This window comes from Streptomyces tagetis (assembly GCF_018069565.1).
GTDB classification, from domain to species: domain Bacteria; phylum Actinomycetota; class Actinomycetes; order Streptomycetales; family Streptomycetaceae; genus Streptomyces; species Streptomyces tagetis.
Map to the genome: position 1 here is coordinate 156,534 of NZ_JAGPNL010000002.1, position 24,197 is coordinate 180,730.

Genomic DNA, 24,197 nt, shown 5'->3' on the forward strand with positions numbered 1-24,197 from the left:
CCCGTTGCCCGAGTGGACGGGACGCGGGGACGGGCATGTGCGGCCCGGGGCGGACCCGGCGGGGGAGGCGGAGGGGTGGTCACCGACGGTGACGCCGTCGGGCGATCGGTCGGATGACGTGGAGCGGCGCGTGCTCACCGCGCGGTCGCGCCCGTGTTCTCGCTGTTCTCCGCCGTGTCGTCGGCGGGGGCCGCCGGTTCGGGGAGGCCGGGCAGGAGGAGGCAGAGCGGGACCGCGCAGGCGGTGAGGGCCGCGGCCCACCAGAACGCGTGGCCGAAGCCGGTCGCCAGGGCGCTGGGGGTGTGGGCGGCGCCGATGTTCCGCTGGAGGACGACGAGGAGGACGGCGACCCCCACCGCGCCGCCGATCTGCTGGGCGACGCGCGTGATCATGCCGGCGTCAGGGATCTCCTCGTGCGCCAGTCCGACGAAGGCGGCACCCATGGGCGCGATCATGGCGGCGCCCAGGGCGACGCCACGGACGAACAGCGCGGCCATGAGCAGGAGTTCGCTGGTGTCCGCGGTGACGAAGGCGAACGGCACGGTGGAGACGGCGACGAAGGCGAAGGCCACGAGAGCCACCGCACGCGGGCCGACGCGGTCCATGTACCTGCCTGCCAGGCCGCGGGCGGCGAGGGCGCCGACGCCTTGGGGGATGAGCAGCAATCCGGCGCCGAGCGGGGTCGCGCCGCGAACCGACTGGAAGTACAGGGGCAGCAGCATCATCGACCCGAACAGGGAGATGCCGCCCAGGAAGAGCAGCGTGGAGGACCCGGCCACCGAGCGGTGCCGGAACATGCGCACGTCGACCAGGGCGCCGGTGTCCCGGGTGAGCGCCCGGACGGTGAAGCCCCCGATCAGGGCCAGGCCGGCGAGCAGGGGAACGAGGACCCGGACGTCGGCGAAGCCGGTGGTGCCGTCGACCCGGGAGAGGCCGTAGAGGAGGGCCGCGGAACCGGGGGAGAGCAGGAGCAGGCCGACGACGTCCAGGCGAGCGCGGGGGCGGCCGGGAGCGGGCCGGTCGTCGGGCAGCTCACGCCGGGCGAGCCGGATGCGGAGGAGGCAGAAGGGGATGTTGACGACGAACAGCCAGCGCCAGTCGGCCAGGTGGAGGATGAGACCGCCCAGGACCGGGCCGAGGACCGGGCCGAGTGCCGTGGGCACGGTGATGACGGCCATGACCTTGCCGATGTCGCGGCCCTTGGCGGCCTGCATGAGCAGGGTGTACATCAGCGGCATCATGATGCCGCCCGCGAGGCCCTGGCCGAGGCGGAAGACGATGAGGCTGCCGGCGTTCCAGGCCAGGGCGCTCAGGCTCGAACAGACGAGGAACCCGCCCAGGGCCGTGATCCACAGGCGCCGGCCGCCGATCCGCGACTGGGCCCATCCGGCGAGCGGGATGGTGAGGAAGACGGCCAGCATGTAGCCGGTGCCGACCCATTGGATGGTCGACAGCGGGGCGTCGAGGTCCTGGGTCAGATCGTTCAGGGCGACGCTGATGATGGTGGTGTCGAAGACGACGCCGAGGGCCCCGACGACAAGGGTGATCGCCATGCGCCACACGGCAGGGTCGACGCGCCCGGGATCTGCGGGGGTGGGGTCGGAGGGGGTGGGCCCGGCCTGGCGGGGAGTGCTCACGGTCAGCACCTTAAGATAGAGGGCTCTTCCTTATCTCCTCACGGTAGGCCCGGTACAGTAAGAAAGGCAACTCTATCTACGTCAGGGAAGGCGGGCGATGACTCAGCGGCGCCGCGGGGCGGCACTGGAGAAGGCACTCCTCGACGCGGCCTGGGACGAGCTGACCGACAGCGGTTACGCCAGATTCACCATGGACGCCGTCGTCAAGCGCGCGGGCACCAGCCCTCCCGTGCTCTACCGGCGCTGGGCCGACCGCGACGAACTCGTCCGGGCGACCATCGTGCACGTCCTCAGGGAGTCCCGCCCCGCCGTTCCCGACACGGGAAGCCTGCGGGAGGACGTCCTGACCCTCATGCGGGAGATCGGCACGACCCACGTCCGCCTGGTCACCGTCATGTACGCGCACCTGGCCAGCTACTACCGGGAGACGGGGAGGGGCCCCGGCGACCTCTTCGATCCCGTCGTGACGGGCCGCACGGCAGCGCTCGACGGCCTCTTCGAGCGTGCCGTCGACCGCGGCGAGATCAAGCCGGAGCTGCTCACCGAGCGCATCAAGACCCTCCCCTTCGTCCTGCTGCGCCACGAGATCCTCTCGACGTTCGCCCCGGTGCCCGAGCACGTCCTGGAGGAGATCGTCGACACGATCTTCCTCCCCCTGGTGCGCTGACGGTCCGCCCGCGCCGGGCCCGCCGCCGGGTCAGGCGGGCCGGCCGGCCTTCCCGCCCGGTTCCAGGGCGTTGGCGAACGACGCGGCGCTCATGGCCATGGCGGGCACGTGCTCCCGCATCAGCCGCATCCGGTGCGGGGCGTCCTGGAACCGGGGGTCGAGCTGGAACTCGGCGGCGAGGGAGAACCACGTGACCGGGACGGCGCCGGCCTGGACCATGCGCTGGATCGCCGCGTCGTGCGTCTCCGCCGAGAGTCCGGCGGAGGCGTCGACGACCACGTGGACGCGGTAGCCGGCACGCAGCCCGCCGAGCACGGTCTGGAGCACGCAGCCGTCGGTGGCGATGCCGCCGATCACCAGGTTCCGCCTGCCTTCGGCGCGGACCGCCTCGGCGAACCGCTCGTCCAGGAAGGAGTCGAAGCCGGTCGCCCGCTCGATGACCGGATGGTCACCGAGGGCCTGGAGCAGTTCGGGGTAGAGCGGGCCGGACGGCTTGCTGGACCGCCCGTTGGTGACCACCAGTCCGCTCTCGTACCACTTCGCCGTCTTCGCCAGGCCGACCGCGTTGTTGATGTGGTGCGCCAGGTCGTGGGAGCCGATGAGGTTGGCGAATCCGACGGCGTAGTCGACGAGGACGACGGTGGTGTCGGCCGGGGTGAGGGGCTCGGGAGTCATGGGTGCCCTTCCGGAGGAGGTGGCGGCAGACGGAGCGCCCCGCCTGCCGTGCTAGTGACCAAGTGGTCACTAAGACCTTACGATCCCGTCGGGTCGGTGTCCACATGGTTACTGGCCGCGCGGCGGTCCAGCGGCACGCGGACCTCGCATCACCAGGAGGAATGGCCGAATGCTCCTCCTGAGGGTCGCCTCGACGCCGTTCGGGGAAACGGGCGGTTAATGACCGTACGTATACTGATCTCATGGAGGCATCCCAGGCAGAGGCCACGGCCGACGAGGACGTACCGCACCCCGCGAAGAAGCGGACCCGAGATCCGGAGGCGCGTCGTGCGGCCATCGTCGAAGCGGCTCGCGCCACCTTCGCCGAGCAGGGCTTCGCCAAGGCGACCATCCGCGAGGTGGCACGCCGCGCCGGAGTCACGCACGGCCTGGTGATCCGTCATTTCGGCTCGAAGGAACGGCTCTTCCTCGCCTCCGTCCCCAGCTCCCACAACCTGATGGCCGAGATCGCCGGCGACCCCCGGTCGCTGCCGACGCGGGTGGCACGGTCCTACGTCCGGCGCATGTCGCGGAGCGGGGGCTGCGATCCCTTCGTCGCCCTGATCCGGGCCGTGGCCTCGGGAGAGGGTGCCGCCGAGAGGCTGTTCGCCGTGATGCAGGAGGAGAGCCTGGAGATGTACCGGCAGGTGATTCCGGGCCCCGACATCGACCAGCGGGTCGCGTCGGTGGGCGCCTACCTCATCGGGGTGACCTTCTCCCGGTACGTGCTCAAGAGCGGCTCGCTGGCCGAGATGTCGGACGACGAACTGGTCCGGCACCTCACCCCGAACCTGCGCGGCATCCTCCTCCCCTGACCCGGCCCGGCCGGCCGACGGCCCTCGGGGGCCCGGCGCCCGGCGCGGTTAGCCTGGGCGTATGCGTGTCAGAAGAACCCTGCCGTCCTTCGCCGCGGGTGAGGTGGACGTCCCCTTCGTGATCAAGAGTTACGAGGAAGTCCTCACCGAGGACACGTCGTGGGACGAGCACTCCCACCCCTGGCACGAACTGCTGTGGAACGAGCGCGGGGCGTCCACGGCGGTGGTGGGCCGTCAGGTCTGGTGCATCACCCCCACGCTGGGTCTGTGGATGCCCGCCGGGCAGGCGCACTCCGCCTCCGCGATCGCGGGCACCTCCTTCCGCGCCCACTTCTTCCGGTACGGCACCACGTCGGCGCTCCCGGACGCGCCCGTGGCCGTGGAGATCACCCCCCTGCTCCAACTGCTCCTGGAGCGGCTGGAGGAGAAGGGCCTGTCCCCGGAGTCCCGGGCCGTGACGGAGGCGATGGTCCTCGACGTGCTGCGCCCCTCGCAGCGGGCCCTGCTGGTGCAGTTGCCCACCTCCGACCTGCTGCGCCCGATCGTGGACGCCGTCCGGGCCGACCCCTCCGACCAGCGGACCCTGGCGGGCTGGGCGGCCCTGCTCGGGTGCAGTCCGCGCACGCTGACCCGGGCCTTCCGGGTCGAGGCGGGGACCAGTTTCGCGCGCTGGGTCGCCGCGGTGCGCGCCCAGCGGGCGGTGCAGTTGCTCGTCCAGGGGACCGAGGTCGACGACGTGGCCGAGGCGGTCGGCTACCGGTCGGCGAGCGCCTTCGGAGCGGCGTTCCGGCGGACGACCGGGACGACGCCGGGCCGGTTCCGGCTGCCCTGATCCGTGCCCGGCGCCGCGAGGCGGGCGGGGCCACGACGCGGTGATGTCCCGATCGCTACAAGTGGTGTCACAAAGGCTCGATTGCTCTCCGCACAGCCACTCCCTACGCTGTGCAGGCAAGCCTTACCTAACCTGCTGCTTTCAAGGTGGGTGCCCCGCTCCACGACCCGTGTCACCGTCCGGACGTGAGGGCGGCCCCGGCACCCCCGACCGGAAATGGACCAAGGGTCGATGAGAACGCCACGCCTTCGTGTACTCGCCCTCGCGGCTGCCCTCCTGCTCGGACTCACCGCCTGCGGCGGCGAGTCCGGGGACGAGGACGGCGGCAAGGCCGCCGACGCCGGCTCGGGACGGTTCCCCGTGACGATCGAGCACGCGCTCGGGACCACCGTCATCCCCGAGAAGCCCCAGCGCGTCGCCACGGTGAACTGGGCCAACGACGAGGTGCCGCTCGCCCTGGGCGTCGTCCCCGTCGGCATGGCCAAGGCCAACTTCGGCGACGACGACGGGGACGGGGTGCTGCCCTGGACGGAGGAGCGCCTCCAGGAACTCGGTGCCAAGACGCCCGTCCTGTTCGACGAGACCGACGGAATCGACTTCGAGGCCGTCGCCGACACCAAGCCGGACGTCATCCTCGCCTCGTACTCCGGGCTGACGAAGCAGGACTACGAGACGCTCAGCCGGATCGCGCCCGTCGTCGCCTACCCGGAAGCCGCCTGGGCCACCCCGTGGCGCGACATCATCCGGCTCAACAGCAAGGCCATCGGACTGGCCGACGAGGGTGACAAGCTGATCGGCGACCTCGAAGGCCGGATCGGCGAGGCCGTCGCCAAGTACCCGCAGCTCAAGGGCAAGACGGCGATGTTCATGACGCACGTCTCGTCCAAGGACGTCAGCGAGGTCGGCTTCTACACCACGCACGACACCCGGACCCAGTTCTTCACCGACCTCGGCATGAAGATCCCGGCCAGCATCTCCGCACCGTCCGAGAAGACCAAGAAGTTCGTGCTCACCAAGAGCGCCGAGCGCATCGACGACTTCAACGACGTCGACATCATCACCGGCTACGGCGACGAGAAGGGCGAACTCCTCAAGGCGCTCCAGAAGGACCCGCTCACCTCGAAGCTGGCGGCCGTCGAGCGCGGCTCCCTCTACCTGCTGCCAGGCAGCACCCCCCTGGCGACCGCCGCGAACCCGACCCCGCTCTCCATCCCGTACGTCCTGGACGACTACGTGAAGGCGCTCGCCGAGGCCGCGGACAAGGTCAAGTGAGGCTCACCGACACCCCGCGCGCGCCGGACCCCGTCCTGCCAGGACGGCCGGCGCGCGTGCGCGTCACCTGGCTCGCCGTGCTCGCCGTCCTCCTCCTCGTCCTCATGGCCTGCTCGCTGGCGTTCGGCTCCCGCGACGTCGCCGCCTCCGACGTGTGGTCGGCGCTCGGCGGCGCCGCCCACACGCTGGAAGAGGCCGCGGTCACCAAGCGGATACCGCGCACCCTCCTCGCCGTCGCGGTGGGCGGCGCGCTGGGACTCTCCGGCGCGGTCATGCAGGGCGTGACCCGCAACCCGCTGGCCGACCCCGGCATCCTCGGCGTCAACATGGGCGCCTCGCTCGCCGTGGTCACCGCGATCGCCTACTTCGGCCTCGCCTCGGCGTCCGGATACATCTGGGTGGCCATGCTCGGCGCGGCGCTGACGGCCGGGTTCGTGTACGCCGTCGGCTCCCTCGGGCGCGGCGGAGCCACCCCGCTGAAGCTCGCCCTCGCCGGTGCCGCCATCTCGGCCGCGCTCGCCTCCCTGGTCAGCGCCGTGGTGCTGCCCCGCAACGACATCTCCGGCACCTTCCGGCTGTGGCAGATCGGCGGTGTCGGGGGCGCCTCGTACGCACAGCTCGGCACCGTCCTGCCGTACCTCCTCGCCGGTTTCCTGATCTGCCTCGCCTGCTCCCGCGCCCTCAACTCGCTCGCGCTGGGCGACGAACTGGCCGCAGGGCTCGGCGAACGCGTGGCCTTCGTCCGTGCCACGGCCGCGCTCGGGGCGGTCATGCTCTGCGGCGCGTCCACCGCCGTCGCCGGCCCGATCACCTTCGTCGGCCTGGTGGTCCCGCACGCCTGCCGGCTGCTGATCGGCATCGACCACCGCTGGCTGCTGCCGTTCTCCGCCCTGGGCGGCGCCGCGCTCCTGACCGCCGCGGACGTGGTGGGACGGGTCGTGGCCCGCCCCGCCGAGATCGACGTGGGCATCCTGACCGCGATCATCGGCGCCCCCTTCTTCATCCACATCGTCCGCCGGCAGAAGGTCAGGTCCCTGTGAGCGCCCCCGCCGTCACCGGCTCGTCCACGCTGCGGACGGTCACCCGCGGCCGGGTCCGCCGCTCCCGCCGGCGCCGGCTGATCCTCCTGACGCTCCTGCTGCTCGTCGTCGCCGCGTTCGTCACCTCCCTCATGGCCGGGCACACCTTCTACCCCGCCCGCGACGTGCTGCGCGTGATCACGGGCGAGGAGGTCCCGGGCGCGTCGTTCACCGTCGGCAGGCTGCGGCTGCCGCGGGCGGTGCTCGCGCTGACCGCGGGCCTCAGCTTCGGCATGGCCGGCGTCACCTTCCAGACGATGCTCCGTAATCCGCTCGCCAGCCCCGACGTCATCGGTATCAGCTCGGGGGCGAGCGCCGCGGCGGCCATCGCCATCGTCACCCTGTCGCTGGGGGAGACCTCGGTGTCGGCCCTGGCGATCGCCGCCGCGCTCGGGGTGGCGCTGCTGGTGTACACCCTCGCGTTCCGCGACGGGGTGGCCGGCACCCGGCTCATCCTCATCGGGATCGGCATCTCCGCCCTGCTCGACAGCGTCACCTCCTACGTCCTGTCGCAGGCGGCGGAGTGGGACCTCCAGGAAGCGATGCGCTGGCTCACCGGCAGCCTCAACGGCACCACATGGGACCAGACCGTGCCCACCGTGCTCGCCGTACTGGTGCTCGGCCCCGTCCTGCTCTCGCAGGCCCGCAACCTCACCGCGCTCCAACTGGGCGACGACACGGCGTCCGCCCTGGGCGTCCGGGTCGAACGCACCCGCATCGTGGTCATCGTCGCGGCCGTCGCACTGATCGCCTTCGCCACGGCCGCCGCCGGCCCCATCGCCTTCGTCGCGTTCCTCTCCGGGCCGATCGCCGCCCGGCTGACCGGAACCGGCGGCTCCCTGCTGATCCCCTCGGCCCTGGTCGGCTCCCTGCTGGTGCTGGCCGCCGACTTCACGGGCCAGTACGCCTTCGACACCCGCTACCCGGTGGGCGTCGTCACCGGCGTCCTCGGGGCGCCCTACCTCGTCTACCTGATCGTCCGCACCAACCGGGCCGGAGGCTCACTGTGACCGCGTCCCACTCCCTCGCCACCGAGGACCTCACGCTCGGCTACGGCGACCGTGCCGTCATCGAGAACCTCGACCTGGAGCTGGCGGCCGGCCGGATCACCGTGATCGTCGGCGCGAACGCCTGCGGCAAGTCGACCCTGCTGCGCTCGATGTCCCGGCTGCTGGCCCCGCGTTCGGGCCGGGTCGTCCTGGACGGCAAGGAGGTGCACCGCACACCGGCCAAGCAACTCGCCTGCACCCTGGGCCTGTTGCCGCAGTCACCGGTCAGCCCCGAGGGCATCACGGTGCTGGACCTCGTCGGCCGGGGCCGCCACCCCCACCAACGGGCCTTCTCCCGCTGGACGGCGCGGGACGACCTCGCCGTCGCCGCCGCGCTGGAGGCCACGCGGACGGCCGACCTGGCCGACCGGGCCGTCGACGAACTCTCCGGCGGCCAGCGCCAGCGGGTGTGGATCGCCATGGCCCTCGCCCAGCAGACGGACCTGCTCCTCCTCGACGAGCCCACCACGTTCCTCGACATCAGCCACCAGGTCGAGGTCCTCGACCTGCTGACCGACCTCAACCGGGACCGCGGCACCACGATCGTCATGGTCCTGCACGACCTCAACCTCGCCGCCCGCTACGCGGACCGGCTGATCGCCCTGGCGTCCGGGGGCCTCCACGCGGCGGGAACGCCCGAGGAGGTGATGACCGAGGACACCGTCCGGGCCCTGTACGGCATGGAGAGCCAGGTCATCGAGGACCCGCTCTCCGGCAAACCCCTGGTCCTCCCCATCGGCCGCCACCACTCCCGCCCCCCGTCCACCGGGACGCAGGCCCCCTGGACCCCGACGGCGCCGCTCCCCTCGGGCACCGTCCGCTGAGCCCGGCACCGGTACCCCCGGCGCCGGCCACGCGTGGGGTGCCGGTGACGGCCGCCGTGCCTCAGGCACCCTTCCACGCCGTCCGCGTGCGCGCCGCCGTGCCGGGCACCGCGGGCGCCCCCGGCACCGGATTCCGCGTCCGCTTCCGTGTCGCTTCCACCACCGCGGCCGGCTCTGCTCGCGGTGCTGCGTCTTCTTCCCTATGGGCCTTCGAGCGCCGGCGGCAGTCTGCTGCGAAACACCGCTTGGAGGCTCACAGTGACAGCAGGACCGGCCCACGACAAGGCTCCGAACGACGTCGGCCCCGACACGGCATCCTTCGCGCAGCGCCGCCTGTGGTTCCTGGACCAGTTGGCCGGTTCTTCCACCGGTTCCACGCTCCCGCTGGTCCTGCGACTGCGGGGCCCACTGGACGCGGACCGGCTGGAGCGGTCGCTGTCCGGCATCGTGGCGCGGCACGAGGTGCTGCGCACCCGGTTCCGCGCCGTCGGCGGTGAGCCGGTACCCGTGGTCGACCCGCCCGCGGGCGTCGTACTGGAGCGGATCGAGGCCGACGGGCCCGAGGAACTCTTCGCGCGCAGGCTGGGACGCCCCGTCGACCTGTCCGCGCGGCACCCGCTGCGGGCCGTGCTCGCCCGCGTCACACCCGACGAGCACCTGCTCCTCGTCGAGGTGCACCACATCGCCGTGGACGGCTGGTCCTGGGGCATCCTCCTGGACGAACTCGCCGCCGGCTACCGGGGTGAGCAGGTCGCCCCGCCCCCGCTGCGCCACGCCGACCTCGCACGCGCACAGACCGAACGGCTGAGCGGCGAACGGCTGGAACGTCTCCTGAGCCACTGGCGCGAGCGGCTGCGCGGTCTGACCCCGCTCGAACTGCCCACCGTCCGGCCGCGTCCACGGGTCTGGGACGGCTCCGGCGACGTGGTCCGCTTCGACCTGCCGGCCAAACTGGTCACCGCGGTCGACGCCCTCGCCCGCTCCCGGCGCGTCACCCGGTACACCCTCCTGCTCACCGCCTACCAGGCGCTCCTCGGACACTGGGCGGGCGGCAGTACCGACGTCGCCGTGTGCAGCACGCTCGCCGACCGGGCCCGGCGCGGCGCGGACAGGCTCATCGCGCCCCTCGTCAACACCGTCGTGCTCCGCGCCGACCTGGCCGGCCGGCCCGGCTTCGGCACCCTGCTGGACCGGGCACAGGGCCGCGTGCCGGTGGACCTCGCCCACGCAGAGGCCCCCTTCGACCTGGTCGTCGCCGCCCTCGGCGGCTCCCGGGACCTGTCCCGCCACCCGCTCGCCCAGGCGTCGTTCACCCTGCTCAACGCGCCGATCCGGCCGGTACGGATGCCCGGTCTGGAGGTGACGCTGGTCGAACCGCCGCTCACCGAGACCCCGCTGGACGTCTTCCTGGACCTGACCCTGCGCGGCGACGGCAGCGTCGCCGCGATACTCCAGTACGCCACCGCGCTCTTCGACGCCGCCACCATGCGCGCCTTCGCCCGTTCCTACACGGCCCTGCTCAGGGCCGTCCTGGCCGACCCCGACACCCCCGTGCGGGAGCTGCTGCGCGCCCTGCCCGACGGCCTCGTCGGCCCCGCCGGGCGCGGCCGGCCCCGGCCCGACTGGCACCGGGCAGCCGACCGCCCCGCCGAGCCGGCGCCGCCGGTCGCCTTCCGCGGCGATCCCGGCGCCACCGCCCTGCGCTGCGGCGAGGACAGCGTCAGCTACGCCGGGCTCGCCACCATGACCGGCACGCTGGCCGCCGCGCTGCGCGCCGCCGGGGTCACCGCGGGCGCTCCCGTGGGCGTGCTCCTGCGCCGCGGCCCGTGGTCGGTCGCCGCCATCGAGGGCGTCTGGCGGGCGGGGGGCGCCTACGTGCCCCTCGACCCGGAACTGCCCGCCGAGCGGCTGCGCCACATGGCCGAGGAGGCCCGGCTCGCCTGCGTCGTCACCGAACCCGGCACCGCCGGGGCCGCCGCCCGGCTCGCCCCGGTCACGGTGGACGTCGCCGCGCTCCCCCCGGCCGCGGACGCCCCCCGTCACCGGCCGCACCCCCGCGAACTGGCCTACGTCATCTTCACCTCCGGCTCCACCGGCAGGCCCAAGGCGGTCGGCGTCGAGCACGCCGCCCTCGCCTCCCACGTCGCCGCCGCCCGGCAGCGCTTCGGTATCACCTCCGCCGACCGGGTCCTGGCCTTCGCCTCCTTCGCCTTCGACGCCTCGCTGGACCAGGTGCTGCCCGCCCTCACCTGCGGCGCCACCGTCGTCATGCGGCCCGACGAGCCCTGGCTGCCCACGCAGGTGCCCGAGATCGTCCAGCGGCACGGCCTGACCGTCGTCAACATGCCGCCCACCTACTGGTCGGAGCTGACGCTCTCCCTCGACCGGCGGCTGGCCGCCGCCCTGGGCTCCCTGCGACTGCTCGTCCTCGGCGGGGAGGCCGTCCCGGCCGACACCCTCGCCGCCTGGCACGCCGCCGTCCCCGGAGTGCGGGTCTGCAACGCGTACGGGCCCACCGAGACCACCGTCACCGCCACCACCCACGACGCCGTCGGCCCGCCGGGGGACACCGTGCCCATCGGCCGGCCTCTGGGCGACCGCCGTGTGTACGTCGTCGACGCCGAGGGCGAACCGGTCCCGGCCGGCGTCGGAGGCGAACTCCTCGTCGGCGGCACGGAATTGGCCCGCGGCTATCTCGGGCGCCCCGGGCCGACCGCCGAGCGCTTCGTGCCCGACCCCTACGGGCCGCCCGGCGGACGCCTCTACCGGACCGGCGACCTGGCGCGCTGGACGCCCGGCGGCGAGCTGGAGTTCCTCGGCCGCCGCGACGACCAGGTCAAGATCCGCGGCTTCCGGATCGAACTCGGCGAGGTGGAGACGGTGCTGCGGGCCTGCCCGCTGGTCGCCGCCGCCGCGGCCCGTCCCGACCGGGCCACCGGACGCGGCCTCACCGGTTACGTCGTACCAGCCCCGGACGCGCCCGCCCCGCCCGGCCGGGCCGAACTGCGCGCCTGGTGCGCCCGCCACCTGCCGCACTACGCCGTCCCGTCCGAGTTCGTCGTCCTGGACGCCCTCCCGGTCGGCGTGTCGGGCAAGCTCGACCGCTCCGCCCTGCCCGACCCCGCGCACACCCGCCCCGCCGACGATCCGGCCTACACCGCGCCCCGCGACGAGACCGAGCGGATCGTCGCCGAGGTGTGGGCCGACGTCCTCGGCCTGGACCGGATCGGCATCGACGACGGATTCTTCGACCTCGGCGGCCATTCCCTGCTCGCGACCATGGCGGTCTCCCGGATCGCCCAGCGCCTCGGCCGTGAGATCGAACTGCGGACCGTCTTCGAGCACCCCACCATCCGCGACTTCGCCCCCCGGGTGGCGGCGGCGGGTGCCGTCGGCGCCGCCGGGATCGTCCCCGTCGACCGCGCCAGACCGCTGCCGCAGTCCTTCGCGCAGGAACGCCTGTGGTTCCTGGACCGTACCTCCGACCACGGCGAGTCGTACCTGCTCTGGTACTGCCGGCGGGTGCGCGGAGGTCTGGACCGCGCCGCGTGGCAATCGGCCCTGGACGACCTGGCCGAGCGGCACGAGGTGCTGCGCACCGCCCTCGTCGAGATCGACGGCCGCCCCGTGCAGCAGGTCTGCGACCCGGGCACGGTGCCGCTGCTCTGGGAACCGGCGCCACCGGCCCCGGACGAGCGGACCCGCCTGGAGGCCGTACGGGACCTGGCCGCGGCGCACGCCACCCGCCGCTTCGACCTCGGCCGGCCGCCGCTGTTGCGGTCCGGCGTCTGGGAGCTGGCCGACGACGACCACGTCGTCCTGCTCGCCCTCCACCACGCCGTCACCGACGGCTGGTCCAAGGACGTGCTGCTGGACGAACTCGGCCGGCACTACGCGGCCCGCGCGACGGGCGGGCGTGCCCGCCCCGCCCCGCTGCCCGTGCAGTACGGCGACTACGCCGTGTGGCAGCGCGAGCGCGCCGACAGCGGCGCCCTGGAACCCCAACTCGCCTACTGGGAGCGGGTCCTCGAAGGCGCCCCGGTGCTGGAACTGCCCACGGACCGGCCACGGCCCCCCGCCTTCACCGGCCGGGGCGGTGCCGTGGAGATCGACCTGCCGCCCGCGCTCGTCGACCGCGTCGACGCCCTCGCCCGCGAGCACGGCGCGACCCGCTTCATGGTGCTGCTGGCCGCCGCGAAGACGGTGCTGGCCCGCTGGACCGGGCAGGACGACATCTGCGTGGGCACGCCCGTCGCCGGCCGCGGAAGGCTCGAACTGGAGCCGCTGATCGGCTTCTTCGTCAACACCGTCGTGCTGCGTACCGACCTGTCGGGACGGCCCGCCTTCGGCGCCCTCGTGGACCGGGTACGCGACGTGGTCCTCGGCGCCTTCGACCACCAGGAGGTGCCGTTCGAACAGGTCGTGGAGCGGCTGCGGCCGGAGCGCGACCTCTCCCGCAACCCGCTGTTCCAGGCCATGGTCGACGTCCAGGAGTCCTCCGGGGCCGGCGGCGGCCTGCCCGGTCTGCGGACCGCCGACTTCGCGCTGCCCTGGGGGTCGGCGAAGTTCGACCTGACCGCCACCTTCGTGATCCGGCCGGACCGTTTCGCGCTCAACGTCGAGTACGCCGCCGACCTGTTCGAACCGGACACCGCGACCCGGTTCGCCCATCACGTCGGCCGCGTCCTCGACGCCCTGCTGACCGACCCCGCCGCCCGCGCCGACGAGGCCGCCCTGCTCTCGGCGGACGAGCGGCGGAACCTCGTCGCGGACGCCGGACGGGACGCGGAACCCGCGCCGCCGTTCGAGGTGCGGGGCGTGCCGGGAGCCCCGGCGGTCGTCTGCGGGGACACCACCCTGGACCACGCGCGCCTGGACGCCCTCACCGGCGGGCTGGCCGCGGCGCTGGTCCGCGCGGGCACGGTCCCGGGCGACGCCGTGGGCGTGTGCGTCGGCCGCGGTGTGTGGTCCGTGGCGGCGATGCTCGCCGTCTGGCGGGCGGGCGGTGTCCACGTCCCGCTCGACCCCCGGCTGCCCGAGGAGCGGTTGCGCCACATGTGCGAGGAGGCCGCGGTGGGACACCTGGTGTGCGACGCGGGCACCCGGGACCTGGCGGCGGCCCTCGGCGGCACGAGCGTCGACGTCGGCGACGTCCTCCCCGACCCGGCCGGGCCCCGCCACGCCCCCTTCCCCGACGACCTCGCCTACGTCATCTTCACCTCCGGCTCCACCGGCAGACCCAAGGCCGTCGGCGTCGAGCACCACGCCCTGGACGCCCATGTCGCCACCGCCCGCGAGACGTTCGGGCTGACCGCGCGGGACCGGGTGCTCACCTTCGCCTCCACCTCCTTCGACGCCTCGCTGGAGCAGGTCCTGCCCGCGCTGAGCACCGGGGCGACGGTGCTGGTGCGCCCCGAGGAGATCTGGACGCCGGAGGAACTGGCGGCGTACGTCGCCGCCGAGCGGGTGACGGTCATGGAGCTGACCCCCTCGTACTGGACGGAACTGGTGGCCCGCCTGGACACGCTCGCCCCCCGACTGGCCACCCTGCGGCTGCTGGTGACCGGGGGAGAGGCGCTGCCCGCCGACCCGCTGGCGCACTGGTTCGCCCGCCTGCCCGGCGTCCCCGTGGCCAACACCTACGGCCCCACCGAGACGGTGATCTCCGCCACCGCGCACACCGCCCGCGAGGCCCCGGCCGGCCGGGTGCCCATCGGCCGGCCCCTGGGCAGCCGCCGGGCCTACGTGACCGACCCGCTCGGCGAACCCGTACCCGTCGGCGTGCCCGGCGAACTCCTCCTCGGCGGACCGGAGATGGCCCGGGGCTACCTCGGCCGGCCCGCCCTCACCGCCGAGCGGTTCGTCCCCGACCCGTTCGGCCCGCCCGGTGGCCGTCTCTACCGCACCGGCGACGTCGTACGCCGACTGCCCGACGGGGAGATGGAGTTCCTCGGCCGCAACGACGACCAGGTCAAGATCCGCGGTTTCCGCGTCGAACCGGGAGAGGCTGAAGCGGTGTTGCGCGCGCATCCCGGGGTGCGCGGCGCGGCCGTCGTGGTGCGCACCCGGGGCGGCGAGCCGGCCCTCGTCGGCTACGCCGCGGGCCGCGGAGTGACCGAGGAGTCCCTGCGTACCCACTGCCGGGCCCGTCTGCCCCACTACCTCGTCCCGGCCGCGTTCGTCCTCCTGGACGCCCTGCCCCTGACCGTGCAGGGCAAGCTGGACACCGCCGCGCTGCCCGAGCCCGAGCCCGAGGCGTCCTCCGCGCACGCCGCCGTCGCGCCGCGCACCCCGGCCGAGACGGTCGTGGCGCAGATCTGGTGCGAGGTGCTCGACCTGCCGAAGGTCGGCGTCCACGACGACTTCTTCGCCCTGGGCGGCCACTCCCTGCGCGCGGTCGCGGTCGCCTCCCGCCTGCGGACCGCCTTCGACTGCCCGCTCCAGGTCCGCGACCTGTTCGAGCACCCCACCGTGGAGCGGCTCGCCGCCGAGGTGGAGCGGCGCCTGCTGGAGCTGATCTCGCAGATGAGCGACGACGAGATCGACCTGTCCCTGACGGCCGACCTCTGACAGCCGTCCTCTGACCGCCACACCGGCCGCCCGCCCCGCCACACCGCCCGCCCGTACCGGCGGCGACCGCGCCCCCACCGACTTCCTTCCCCAGAACCGAGATCGGAGCGCCCCATGACCACATCCGACGTGCGTCCCGGCCCCGTCACGACCGGCGGCCCCCTCACCCCGGCCGCCCGGCGCCTGCTGGAACAACGGCTGCGCGGCCGGTCCGCCGCCCGGGAGAGCGGACCCGCCCCCGTCCGGCCGAGACCCGAGCGGGTCCCGCTGTCCGCGGCCCAGCAGCGCCTGTACTTCCTGGACCGGATCGACCCCGGCACGCCGACCTACCTGCTGCCCGCCGCCTGGCGTCTGACCGGTCCCCTGGACGTGCCGGCCCTCACCGCGGCCGTCGCCGACCTGACCGCCCGGCACGAGCAGTTGCGCGTGGTCTTCCCCGAGCACGAGGGCGTGCCCCACCAGCGGGTCCTGCCCGCGGGCGGCACGGTCCTGGACGTGACCGAGGTGACCGGGGAAGACGAGGAGGACCGCGAACGCCGGCTGGCCGCCGCCGTGCACGCGGCGGCCCTGCGCCCCTTCGACCTCGCCCGCGAACCCGCCTTCCGCGCCGGCCTCGTACGCGCCGGCGCCGAGGACCACGTCCTCGTCCTGGGCATGCACCACATCGTCTCCGACGGCTGGTCCCTCGACCTCCTCGTCCGCGACCTGACCGAGCTGTACGGCGCCAGGACGCGGGGACGCGCCGCGGAACTGCCCGAACTCCCCCTGGAATACACCGACTACGCCATATGGCAGCGCGAGGACGACCAGTCCGCCGCCTTGGAGCACTGGCGCACCCGCCTGGCCGGGCTCACCCCGCTCGAACTGCCGGCCGACCACCCCCGTCCCGAGACCCCTTCCGGACGGGGGGCCGTCCACCGCGTCACCCTGCCGCCCGCCCTCACCGGCGAGCTGGCCGCACTCGGCCGCCGCGCCGGCACCACCGCCTACATGACCGTGCTGGCCGCGTTCCAGGCGGCGCTCTCCTTCCACACCGGTCAGCACGACATCGCCGTCGGCACCGTCGTGGCCAACCGCGAACGCGTCGAGACCGAGCAGCTCGTCGGCTTCTTCGTGAACACCCTCGTGCTGCGCGGCGACCTCTCCGACGACCCGACCCCGGCCACACTCCTCGCCCGCACCCGGGACCTGGTCCTGGAGGCGTTCCAGCACCAGTCCCTGCCCTTCGAGCGGGTCGTCGACGCGCTCAGCCCCGACCGCGACCTGGCCCGCAACCCGCTCGTGCAGGTGCTCTACACGCACTCCGGCGCCGCCACGCCCGGCATCTCCCTCGGCGGGGCGAGCGGGACGCCGTACCCGATCGGCCTGACCACCGCCAAGTTCGACCTCACCCTGGACCTGCGCGACGGCGCCGACCGCACGGAACTGGCCTTCGTCTACCGGCCCGACCTCTTCGAGGAGGCCACGGTCGCCGCCCTCGCCCGGCACACCGTCACCCTGCTCCAGGCGTTCTGCGACACCCCCGACACCCGGCTCGGCGGCATCGACCCGCTCACCCCCGCCGAACGCGGCCGGCTCCTCGGCCCCGACGGCCCCGCGAACACCGCCGCCACCCTCACCGCCGACCCGCGCACCGCGCCCGACCGGTTCGCCGGACACGCGGCCCGCACCCCGCACGCCGTCGCCGTCAGCGGCTCCGGCCGCTCCCTGACCTACGCCCGGCTCGACGCCCGCGCCTCCGCGCTCGCACGGCGGCTGCGCGCCGCCGGGGTGGCCCGCGGCTCACTCGTCGGCGTCTGCCTCGACCGCACCCCCGACCTGGCGGTCGCCCTGCTCGGCATCTGGCGGGCCGGCGCCGCCTACCTCCCGCTCGACCCCTCCCACCCGCGCGCCCGGCGCGAGTTCACGATCACCGACGCCGGCGTCGACTGGATCGTCACCGACACTGCCACGCGCACCGCCGTGGATTCCCTGCCCGCCCGGCTCGTGCTGCTCGACGACGCCGGCCGGGAGCCCGCCCCGGACGACGGAGGTGACATCCGGCCCGCCCCCGACGACCTCGCCTACGTCATCTACACCTCCGGCTCCACCGGCCGGCCCAAGGGCGTGGAGGTCACCCACGCCAACCTGGCCTGGCTCCTCGCCGCCGCCGACCACCACTTCGACTTCGGCCCCGCCGACGTGTGGACGCTGACGCACTCGCCCGCCTTCGACTTCTCCGTGTGGGAACTGTGGGCGCCGCTCACCCGCGGCGGACGCGTCGTCGTGCTCGGCGCGGACGAGGTGCGCGACCCCGAGGCGGTGCACCGCGTGCTCCGGGAGGAGCGCGTCACCGTCCTCAACCAGACCCCCGCCGCCTTCAAGGGGCTGCGCGCCCGGATCGAGGAGGCCGGGGCCGGTTTCGACGACCTGGCGCTGCGCACGGTGATCTTCGGCGGCGACGCCTTCGACGTGCGCGACTACCGCGACTGGTTCACCGCCCCGGGGCGCCGCCCCGCCCTGGTCAACATGTACGGCATCACCGAGACCTGCGTGCACGTCACCGTCCACACCGTGACCGAGGACGACGTCCGCGGCACGGTCCGCTCGCCGATCGGACGGCCACTGGCCGGACAGCACGGATACGTCCTCGACCCCTGGGGCCGGCTCGCCCCGCCCGGCACCGTCGGCGAGCTGTACGTCTCCGGCGGCGGCGTCGCCCGCGGTTACCGCAACCGGCCCGAACTGACCGCCGAACGCTTCCCGGACAACCCCTTCGCCGCCCCCGGCGCCCGCATGTACCGCACCGGCGACCTGGTGCGTGTGCTGCCCGACGGCCGGCTGGAGTACGTGGGCCGCGCCGACCACCAGGTGAAGATCCGCGGGTACCGGATCGAGCCCGGCGAGATCGAGACGGCGCTGCGCGCCCTGCCCGGCGTCCGGGACGTCGCCGTGGTGGCCCGCGCCGACGGCGGCACGGCCCGGCTGGTCGCGCACGTCGTCACGCCCGAGGCCCGCCCCCTCGACCCGCCCGCCCTGCGCGAGGGAGTGCGGCTGAGCCTGCCCGACCACATGGTCCCGGCCCTGTTCGTCCGCCACGAGCGGCTGCCGCTGACCGCCAACGGAAAGGTGGACCGCGCCGCGCTGGCCGCCGTGGGCGGCGGGGCCGCCGGACACCGCGCCCACGTGCCCGCCGAGGGACCCGTCGAGCAGACCCTCGCCGGGGTGTGGAGCCAGGTCCTCGGCACCGAACACATCGGCCGCACCGACAACTTCTTCGACCTCGGCGGCGACTCCATCCTCGCCCTGCGCCTGGTCGGCCTGGGCCGCCTCGCCGGGCTCGCCTTCAGCGTGGCCGACGTCTTCCGCGCCCGCACCCTGGCCGACCTGGCCGCGCTCGTCACCGACGCGGTCGACGCCCCCGAGCCCGTCGCCCCCTTCTCCCAGCTCGACCCCGCCGACGCCGCCCGGCTGCCCGGCCACCTCGCCGACGCCTACCCGCTCACCATGCTCCAGGCGGGCATGCTGCACGAGATGCTCGCCGACCCCCGGCGCGGCGCCTACCACAACGTCACCGACCTGAAGATCACCGTCCCCGAGGGCTTCGACCTCGGCGCCTTCCAGGCCGCCGTGGACGCGGTGGTCGCCGGACACCCCATCCTGCGCACCTCCGTCGACCTCGTCACCTACCGCGAGCCCCTCCAGCTCGTCCACCGCACCGCGCACCTCCCCGTCGGCTACACCGACCTGCGCGCACTGCCGCGCGAGGAGCAGCGGGCGCGACTGCGCCGCTTCGTCGACGAGGAGTTCGACCGCCGCTTCGACCTGACCGCCGCCCCCCTGGTCCGCCTCCACCTGCACCACGTCACCGACCACGACCTGCGGCTCGTCCTCACCGACTGCCACGTCGTCCTGGACGGCTGGAGCCTGACCTCCCTCGTCGCCGACCTGCTCGCCCTGCACCGGGAGGCCGTCGCCCACCGCACCGCCCCGCAGCCGCCGAACGCCCCGCCGTTCGCCGAGTACGTCGCCCTCGAACGCGCCGCGCTGCGGAGCGAGGAGTCACTGGCGTACTGGCGCGACCGGCTCGCCGAGCTGCGGCCCGTCACCTTCCGCCGCCGCGCCGACGTCGTCGCGGGGGACCACCCGCCGGTCCACGAGGTCCGCCGCTCCTACGCCCACCTCGCCGAGCGCATCGGCCGGCTCGCCAGACAGGCGGGCGTACCGCGCCGCACCGTGCTCATCGCCGCCTTCCACCACACCATGAGCCTGTTCGCCGGCCGCGACGACGACGCCCTCGGCCACAGCATCGGCCTGGTCACCAACGGCCGCCCCGAGCTGCCCGGCGCCGACGGGATGCGCGGTCTGTTCCTCAACACCGTGCCGTTCGGGGTGGCCCGCCCGCGCGGCACCTGGCTCGCCTACCTGCGGGACGTCTTCCGGGCCGAGCAGGGCATGCTGCCGCACCGCAGGGTCCCCCTGGTCCGCATCGCCGAACTCCGGCCCACCGAACCGCGGCTGACCGACGCCGTCTTCAACTACGTCAACTTCCACCGTCTTTCCCACGACTCCTGGGACGACTCCCTGGAGATCGCCCGCACCATGTTCCCGCTGCTGGTCAACGCCAGTGTCAACGCCTTCACCCTGGACGCCGACCCGGAGTACCTCGCCCCCGCCACCGCCGGGCAACTGGCCGACGTGTACTGCGCCCAGTTGGAGGCGATGACCTCCGCCCCCGACGGCCGCGTCACCCGGCCCGCCCTCACCGGCGCCGCCCGCGCCACCGCTCTCGACGACTGGGCCCGCGGCCCCGTCGTGCCGTCCTCCCCGCTGCTGCTGCACGAGCACATCGCCGGCCACGCCGCCCGCACCCCGGACGCCCCCGCCGTCGAGCACCTCGGACACCAGCTCACGTACGCCGAACTCAACGAACAGGCCGAGCAGTTGGCACGCCGGCTGCGAAGGCTCGGGGTCGGACCCGAGACGGTGGTCGGCATCTGCGCCGAACGCGGCCCGGACCTGGTGCGCGCCGCCGTCGGCGTGCTGCGCTCCGGCGGCGCGTTCCTGCCGCTGGACCCGCGACACCCCACCGAGCGGCTCGCGTTCATGGCGCGGGACAGCGGCATGCGGGTACTGCTGACCCAGCGGGGGCTGGCCGGCACGGTGCCCTTCGACGGCCCCGTCGTCCACCTCGACGCCCCCGCCGGACACCAGGAGCCCGTGCCGGGCGGCCCGGCGGCCGACGCCGACACCCTCGCCTACATCATCTACACCTCGGGCTCCACCGGCACGCCCAAGGGCGTCGGCATCCCGCACCGCGGCCTGTCCAACATGCTGGAGGGCCAGCGCGACCTGGTCGACCCCGCCCCGCACGACCGGGTCCTGCAATTCGCCTCCTTCGGCTTCGACGCCTCGATCCTGGAACTCACCTGGTCCCTCTCCAACGGCGGCTGCCTGGTCACGGCCCCCGCCGACGCCCTGCGCCCCGGTCCCGACCTCGCGCGCACCCTGCGCGAGAACCGCGTCACCGCCGCCATGCTGCCGCCCAGCGCCCTCGCCGTCCTCGGCGAGGACGCCTTCCCCGGCCTCAGGGTGCTCCAGGTGGCCGGCGAGGAATGCCCGGCCGAGGTCGCCGACCGGTGGTCGGGCAACCGGCGCTTCCAGAACGTCTACGGCCTCACCGAGACCACCGTGTGGTCCCTCGCCGCCGAGCTGAAGCCCGGAGGGGGCCGTCCGCCGGTCGGCACCCCGATACGCAACACCCGCGTCCACGTGCTGGACGACGACCTCCAGCCGGTCCCGGCCGGAGCCCCCGGCGAGATCCACCTCGGCGGCGACGCCGTCGGCCGCGGCTACCTGGGCCGGCCCGCCCTGACCGCCGCCACCTACGTCCCCGACCCGTACGGGGCCCCCGGCGAGCGACTGTGCCGCACCGGCGACCTCGGCACCCACCGGCCGGACGGCTCCGTGGAGTGGCTGGGCCGCCGCGACTCCCAGGTCAAACTCCGCGGATTCCGCATCGAGCTGGGGGAGATCGAGCACGCGCTGAGGCAACTCCCCGAGGTCCGGCAGGCGGTGGTCCTGCACCGTACCGACCTGCCCGGCGAACCGGCCCTCGTCGCCTACCTGGTCGTCTCCGGAGCCGACCGGCCCGCCCCCGGGGAACTGCGCGGCGCCCTCCTGGCCTCCCTGCCCGAGTACATGGTGCCCGCGCGGTTCGTCGTCCTCGACGAGATGCCCGTCAACCGCAGCGGCAAGACCGACAAGGGGGCACTGCCCCTGCCGCCGGCCGAACCCGACCGCACGGACACCGAGTACGTCGCCCCCCGCGGTGCCGCCGAGAAGATCCTCGCCGAGATCTGGCGCGAGGTCCTCGGCCTGTCCCGCATCGGCGTCCACGACGACTTCTTCCGCATCGGCGGCAGCTCCCTGTCCACCGTCCGGGTCTCCCTCATGGCCGCCGCGCGCGGCCTGCCGGTCTCCGTGGCCGATCTGATCGAGCACCCCACCCTCGCCCGGCTCGCCCGGCACGCGGTACGGGCCGCGGGCGAGGGGCTGCCCGCCGCCGTCACCTCCGAGGTACGGCTGCGCGAGGGCACCGGGGAGCCCCTGTGGTGCGTGCACCCCACCGGCGGAAGCGCCGCCTGGTTCGTCCCGCTCGCCCGCGCCCTGCCGCCCGGCCGCCCCGTGCACGCCTTCCAGGCGCGCGGCCTGCTCGGCGGCACCGACCCGAGCACCGTGACCGGCATCGCCGCCAACTACGTCGCCGAGATCACCGAACGCGGCGGCACCGGCCCGCACGCCCTGCTCGGCTGGTCGATGGGCGCCAACATCGCCCTGGAGATGGCCACCCAGCTCCACCGGGCCGGACACCCCGTCGCCCCGCTGGTCCTCATCGAGCCCTACCTGCCCAACACCGCCGCCCGCGACCGGCTCCTGGGCGTCACCCGGGATCTGCGGGAGGCCCTGCGCATGCGCGAGGGGCTGCGCGGCCTGCCGCCCTCCCCGCGGCGCGACCGGGCCACCGCCGAGCTGACCGCGGCCCTGCTCGGCGCCGGCATGAGCCCGTCCGAGGCGGCCCTCGTCGAGGGCGCCCCGATCGAGGTGTGGCACGCGCTGCTCGCCGCCCTCGCCGCGTACGAGGTCCGCCCGTACCCCGGCCATGTGCACCTGGTGGTGGGCAGCGAGGCCGCCGGACTGCCGCGAGGCCGCGCCATGCCCGGCCTGGACGTCGACTACGACACCTACGTCGCCCGCTGGCGCGAGGTGGCCGGCGGCGGGCTCACGCTGCACATCAGCGACGGCGACCACATGTCGATGATGGCCGAGCCCCGGGTGCGCGGCATCGCCGCCCTGCTCACCGGCATCGGCGACTCCGGCACCGACGACTCCGGCACGGCGGAGGCCACCGGGACCACCGGGACCACCGGCACCGCCGGGACCACCGGGACCACCGGGACCGCCGGGACCACCGGGACCACCGGCACCGCCGGGCGCCCCGGGAAGGGAGAGACCCGATGACCACCCACGCCCCCGCCCCCACCGAGCGCTACCTGCTCTCCCCGGACATGATCGCCGACCCCTACGGCCACCTCGACGCCCTGCGTGACCACGCGCCCGTCCACTGGAGCCCCCTGCACCACGCCTGGCTCGTCACCGGCTACGACCAGGTGATGCGCTGCCTGCGCGACCCCGCCGTCTCCGCCGACCGGGTACGGCCCCTGATGGACGCCGTCCCGCAGGGCGCCCGCGAGGATGCCGAACGGGCCTTCGGCATCCTCTCGCGCTGGATGGTCTTCAACGACCCGCCCCGGCACCGCAGGCTCCGCCAGGTCTTCCAGGAGGCGTTCGCGGCACGCGCCGTGGCCCGCTACCGCGCCTTCACCGAGAAGGCGACCCGGGCAGTCCTCGCCCGCAAGGCACGGCCCGGCCGCACCGGCGACCTCCTGGCCGACGTCGCCAAACCGCTGCCCGCCCTCGTGTTCGCCCGCTGGCTCGGCATCCCGCCCACCGACGGCCCCTCCTTCTGGTACTGGAACACCCGCGTCGCCGACCTCGTCCTCGGCACCGCCCAGGAGGAGAGCGAGTACCGGGCCTCCCTCCAGGCGCTGGTGAGCCTTGAGGACTACCTCGGCGCGCTCGTCGCCCGGCGCCGGGCCGAGCCGGGCGACGACCTGATCAGCCAGGTCCTGCGGGAGGGCCGGGTCGGCGACTCGGTCAGCGAGCAGGAGTTCACCGGCATGCTCACCCAGATGGCGTTCGCCGGCGGGGAGACCACCAGCAACCTCATCGCCAACACCGTCCTGGCCCTGCACACCCGCCCCGGCCAGTTGGCCGCCGTCCGGGCCGAACCCGAACTGGCCCAGGGGGCGGTGGAGGAGACCCTCCGCCTGGACGGCCCGTCCAAGATGTCCATCCGTACCGCCGCCCGCGACCTCGACCTCGACGGCCGCACCCTGCGCGCCGGGGACCGGATCTTCCTCGTCACCGCCGCCGCCAACCGCGACCCGGCCCGCTTCCCCGACCCCGGCCGGTTCGACGTCCGCCGCGGCGGCGCCACCCACCTCGGCTTCGGCTTCGGCGCCCACTTCTGCATCGGCGCCGCCCTGGCCCGCCTGGTCGCCGTGGCCGCCGTCCGCACGCTGGTCTGCGACCACCCCGGCCTGACCCTCGCCGACCCCGCCCGGCCGGTCTGGCAGCCCTCCCTGCTCAACAGGGGTCTCACCGCCCTGCCCGTCCGCTACTGACCGGACCCCGGT

Annotated in this window: 12 protein-coding genes; 10 read left to right on the top strand and 2 right to left on the bottom strand. The window is 74.3% G+C overall.

The genetic code is table 11. The annotated features are described in order from the left end of the window. Window positions 1-134: 134 nt before the first annotated feature. Window positions 135-1,553, bottom strand: coding sequence for a DHA2 family efflux MFS transporter permease subunit (locus tag J5Y05_RS09035; RefSeq protein WP_210871393.1), 1,419 nt, complete (start codon window positions 1,551-1,553; stop codon window positions 135-137). 181 nt (window positions 1,554-1,734) lie between these two features. Between J5Y05_RS09035 and J5Y05_RS09040 the strand changes: the two genes are divergently transcribed. Continuing rightward, window positions 1,735-2,304 (top strand): TetR/AcrR family transcriptional regulator, encoded by a 570-nt coding sequence (locus J5Y05_RS09040; protein WP_210870135.1) that lies wholly within the window; start codon window positions 1,735-1,737, stop codon window positions 2,302-2,304. A gap of 30 nt (window positions 2,305-2,334) precedes the next feature. On the opposite strand, the gene J5Y05_RS09045 is transcribed toward J5Y05_RS09040, so the two are convergent. Next, window positions 2,335-2,979, bottom strand: a complete 645-nt coding sequence (locus J5Y05_RS09045; RefSeq protein ID WP_210870137.1) for an isochorismatase family protein — start codon at window positions 2,977-2,979, stop codon at window positions 2,335-2,337. 242 nt (window positions 2,980-3,221) lie between these two features. Here J5Y05_RS09045 and J5Y05_RS09050 point away from each other — a divergent pair, with 242 nt between their 5' ends. The 9 genes from J5Y05_RS09050 (at window position 3,222) to J5Y05_RS09090 (ending at window position 24,185) form a co-directional block, all read left to right on the top strand. Beyond that, window positions 3,222-3,833, top strand: a complete 612-nt coding sequence (locus tag J5Y05_RS09050) for a TetR/AcrR family transcriptional regulator (protein ID WP_210870139.1) — start codon at window positions 3,222-3,224, stop codon at window positions 3,831-3,833. 61 nt (window positions 3,834-3,894) lie between these two features. After that, entirely contained in the window at window positions 3,895-4,665 is a 771-nt protein-coding gene (locus J5Y05_RS09055) for a helix-turn-helix transcriptional regulator (RefSeq protein ID WP_210870141.1), read from the top strand. A gap of 231 nt (window positions 4,666-4,896) precedes the next feature. After that, complete coding sequence (locus J5Y05_RS09060) at window positions 4,897-5,937, top strand: iron-siderophore ABC transporter substrate-binding protein (protein ID WP_210870143.1); 1,041 nt, start codon at window positions 4,897-4,899, stop codon at window positions 5,935-5,937. A gap of 56 nt (window positions 5,938-5,993) precedes the next feature. Further along, window positions 5,994-6,977, top strand: coding sequence for a FecCD family ABC transporter permease (locus tag J5Y05_RS09065; RefSeq protein WP_372450477.1), 984 nt, complete (start codon window positions 5,994-5,996; stop codon window positions 6,975-6,977). Beyond that, complete coding sequence (locus J5Y05_RS09070; RefSeq protein WP_210870145.1) at window positions 6,974-8,026, top strand: FecCD family ABC transporter permease; 1,053 nt, start codon at window positions 6,974-6,976, stop codon at window positions 8,024-8,026. The genes J5Y05_RS09065 and J5Y05_RS09070 overlap by 4 nt, the downstream gene beginning before the upstream one ends. Next, complete coding sequence (locus J5Y05_RS09075) at window positions 8,023-8,889, top strand: ABC transporter ATP-binding protein (RefSeq protein WP_210870147.1); 867 nt, start codon at window positions 8,023-8,025, stop codon at window positions 8,887-8,889. The genes J5Y05_RS09070 and J5Y05_RS09075 overlap by 4 nt, the downstream gene beginning before the upstream one ends. Window positions 8,890-9,147: 258 nt before the next feature. After that, the gene (locus J5Y05_RS09080; RefSeq protein ID WP_210870149.1) at window positions 9,148-15,459 is read left to right on the top strand and encodes a non-ribosomal peptide synthetase; all 6,312 of its coding nucleotides are present in this window, start codon (window positions 9,148-9,150) and stop codon (window positions 15,457-15,459) included. Between the two features lie 114 nt (window positions 15,460-15,573). Further along, complete coding sequence (locus tag J5Y05_RS09085) at window positions 15,574-22,959, top strand: non-ribosomal peptide synthetase (RefSeq protein ID WP_247614418.1); 7,386 nt, start codon at window positions 15,574-15,576, stop codon at window positions 22,957-22,959. Further along, entirely contained in the window at window positions 22,956-24,185 is a 1,230-nt protein-coding gene (locus J5Y05_RS09090) for a cytochrome P450 (protein WP_210870151.1), read from the top strand. Before J5Y05_RS09085 ends, J5Y05_RS09090 begins: the two co-directional genes overlap by 4 nt. Window positions 24,186-24,197: the final 12 nt, after the last annotated feature.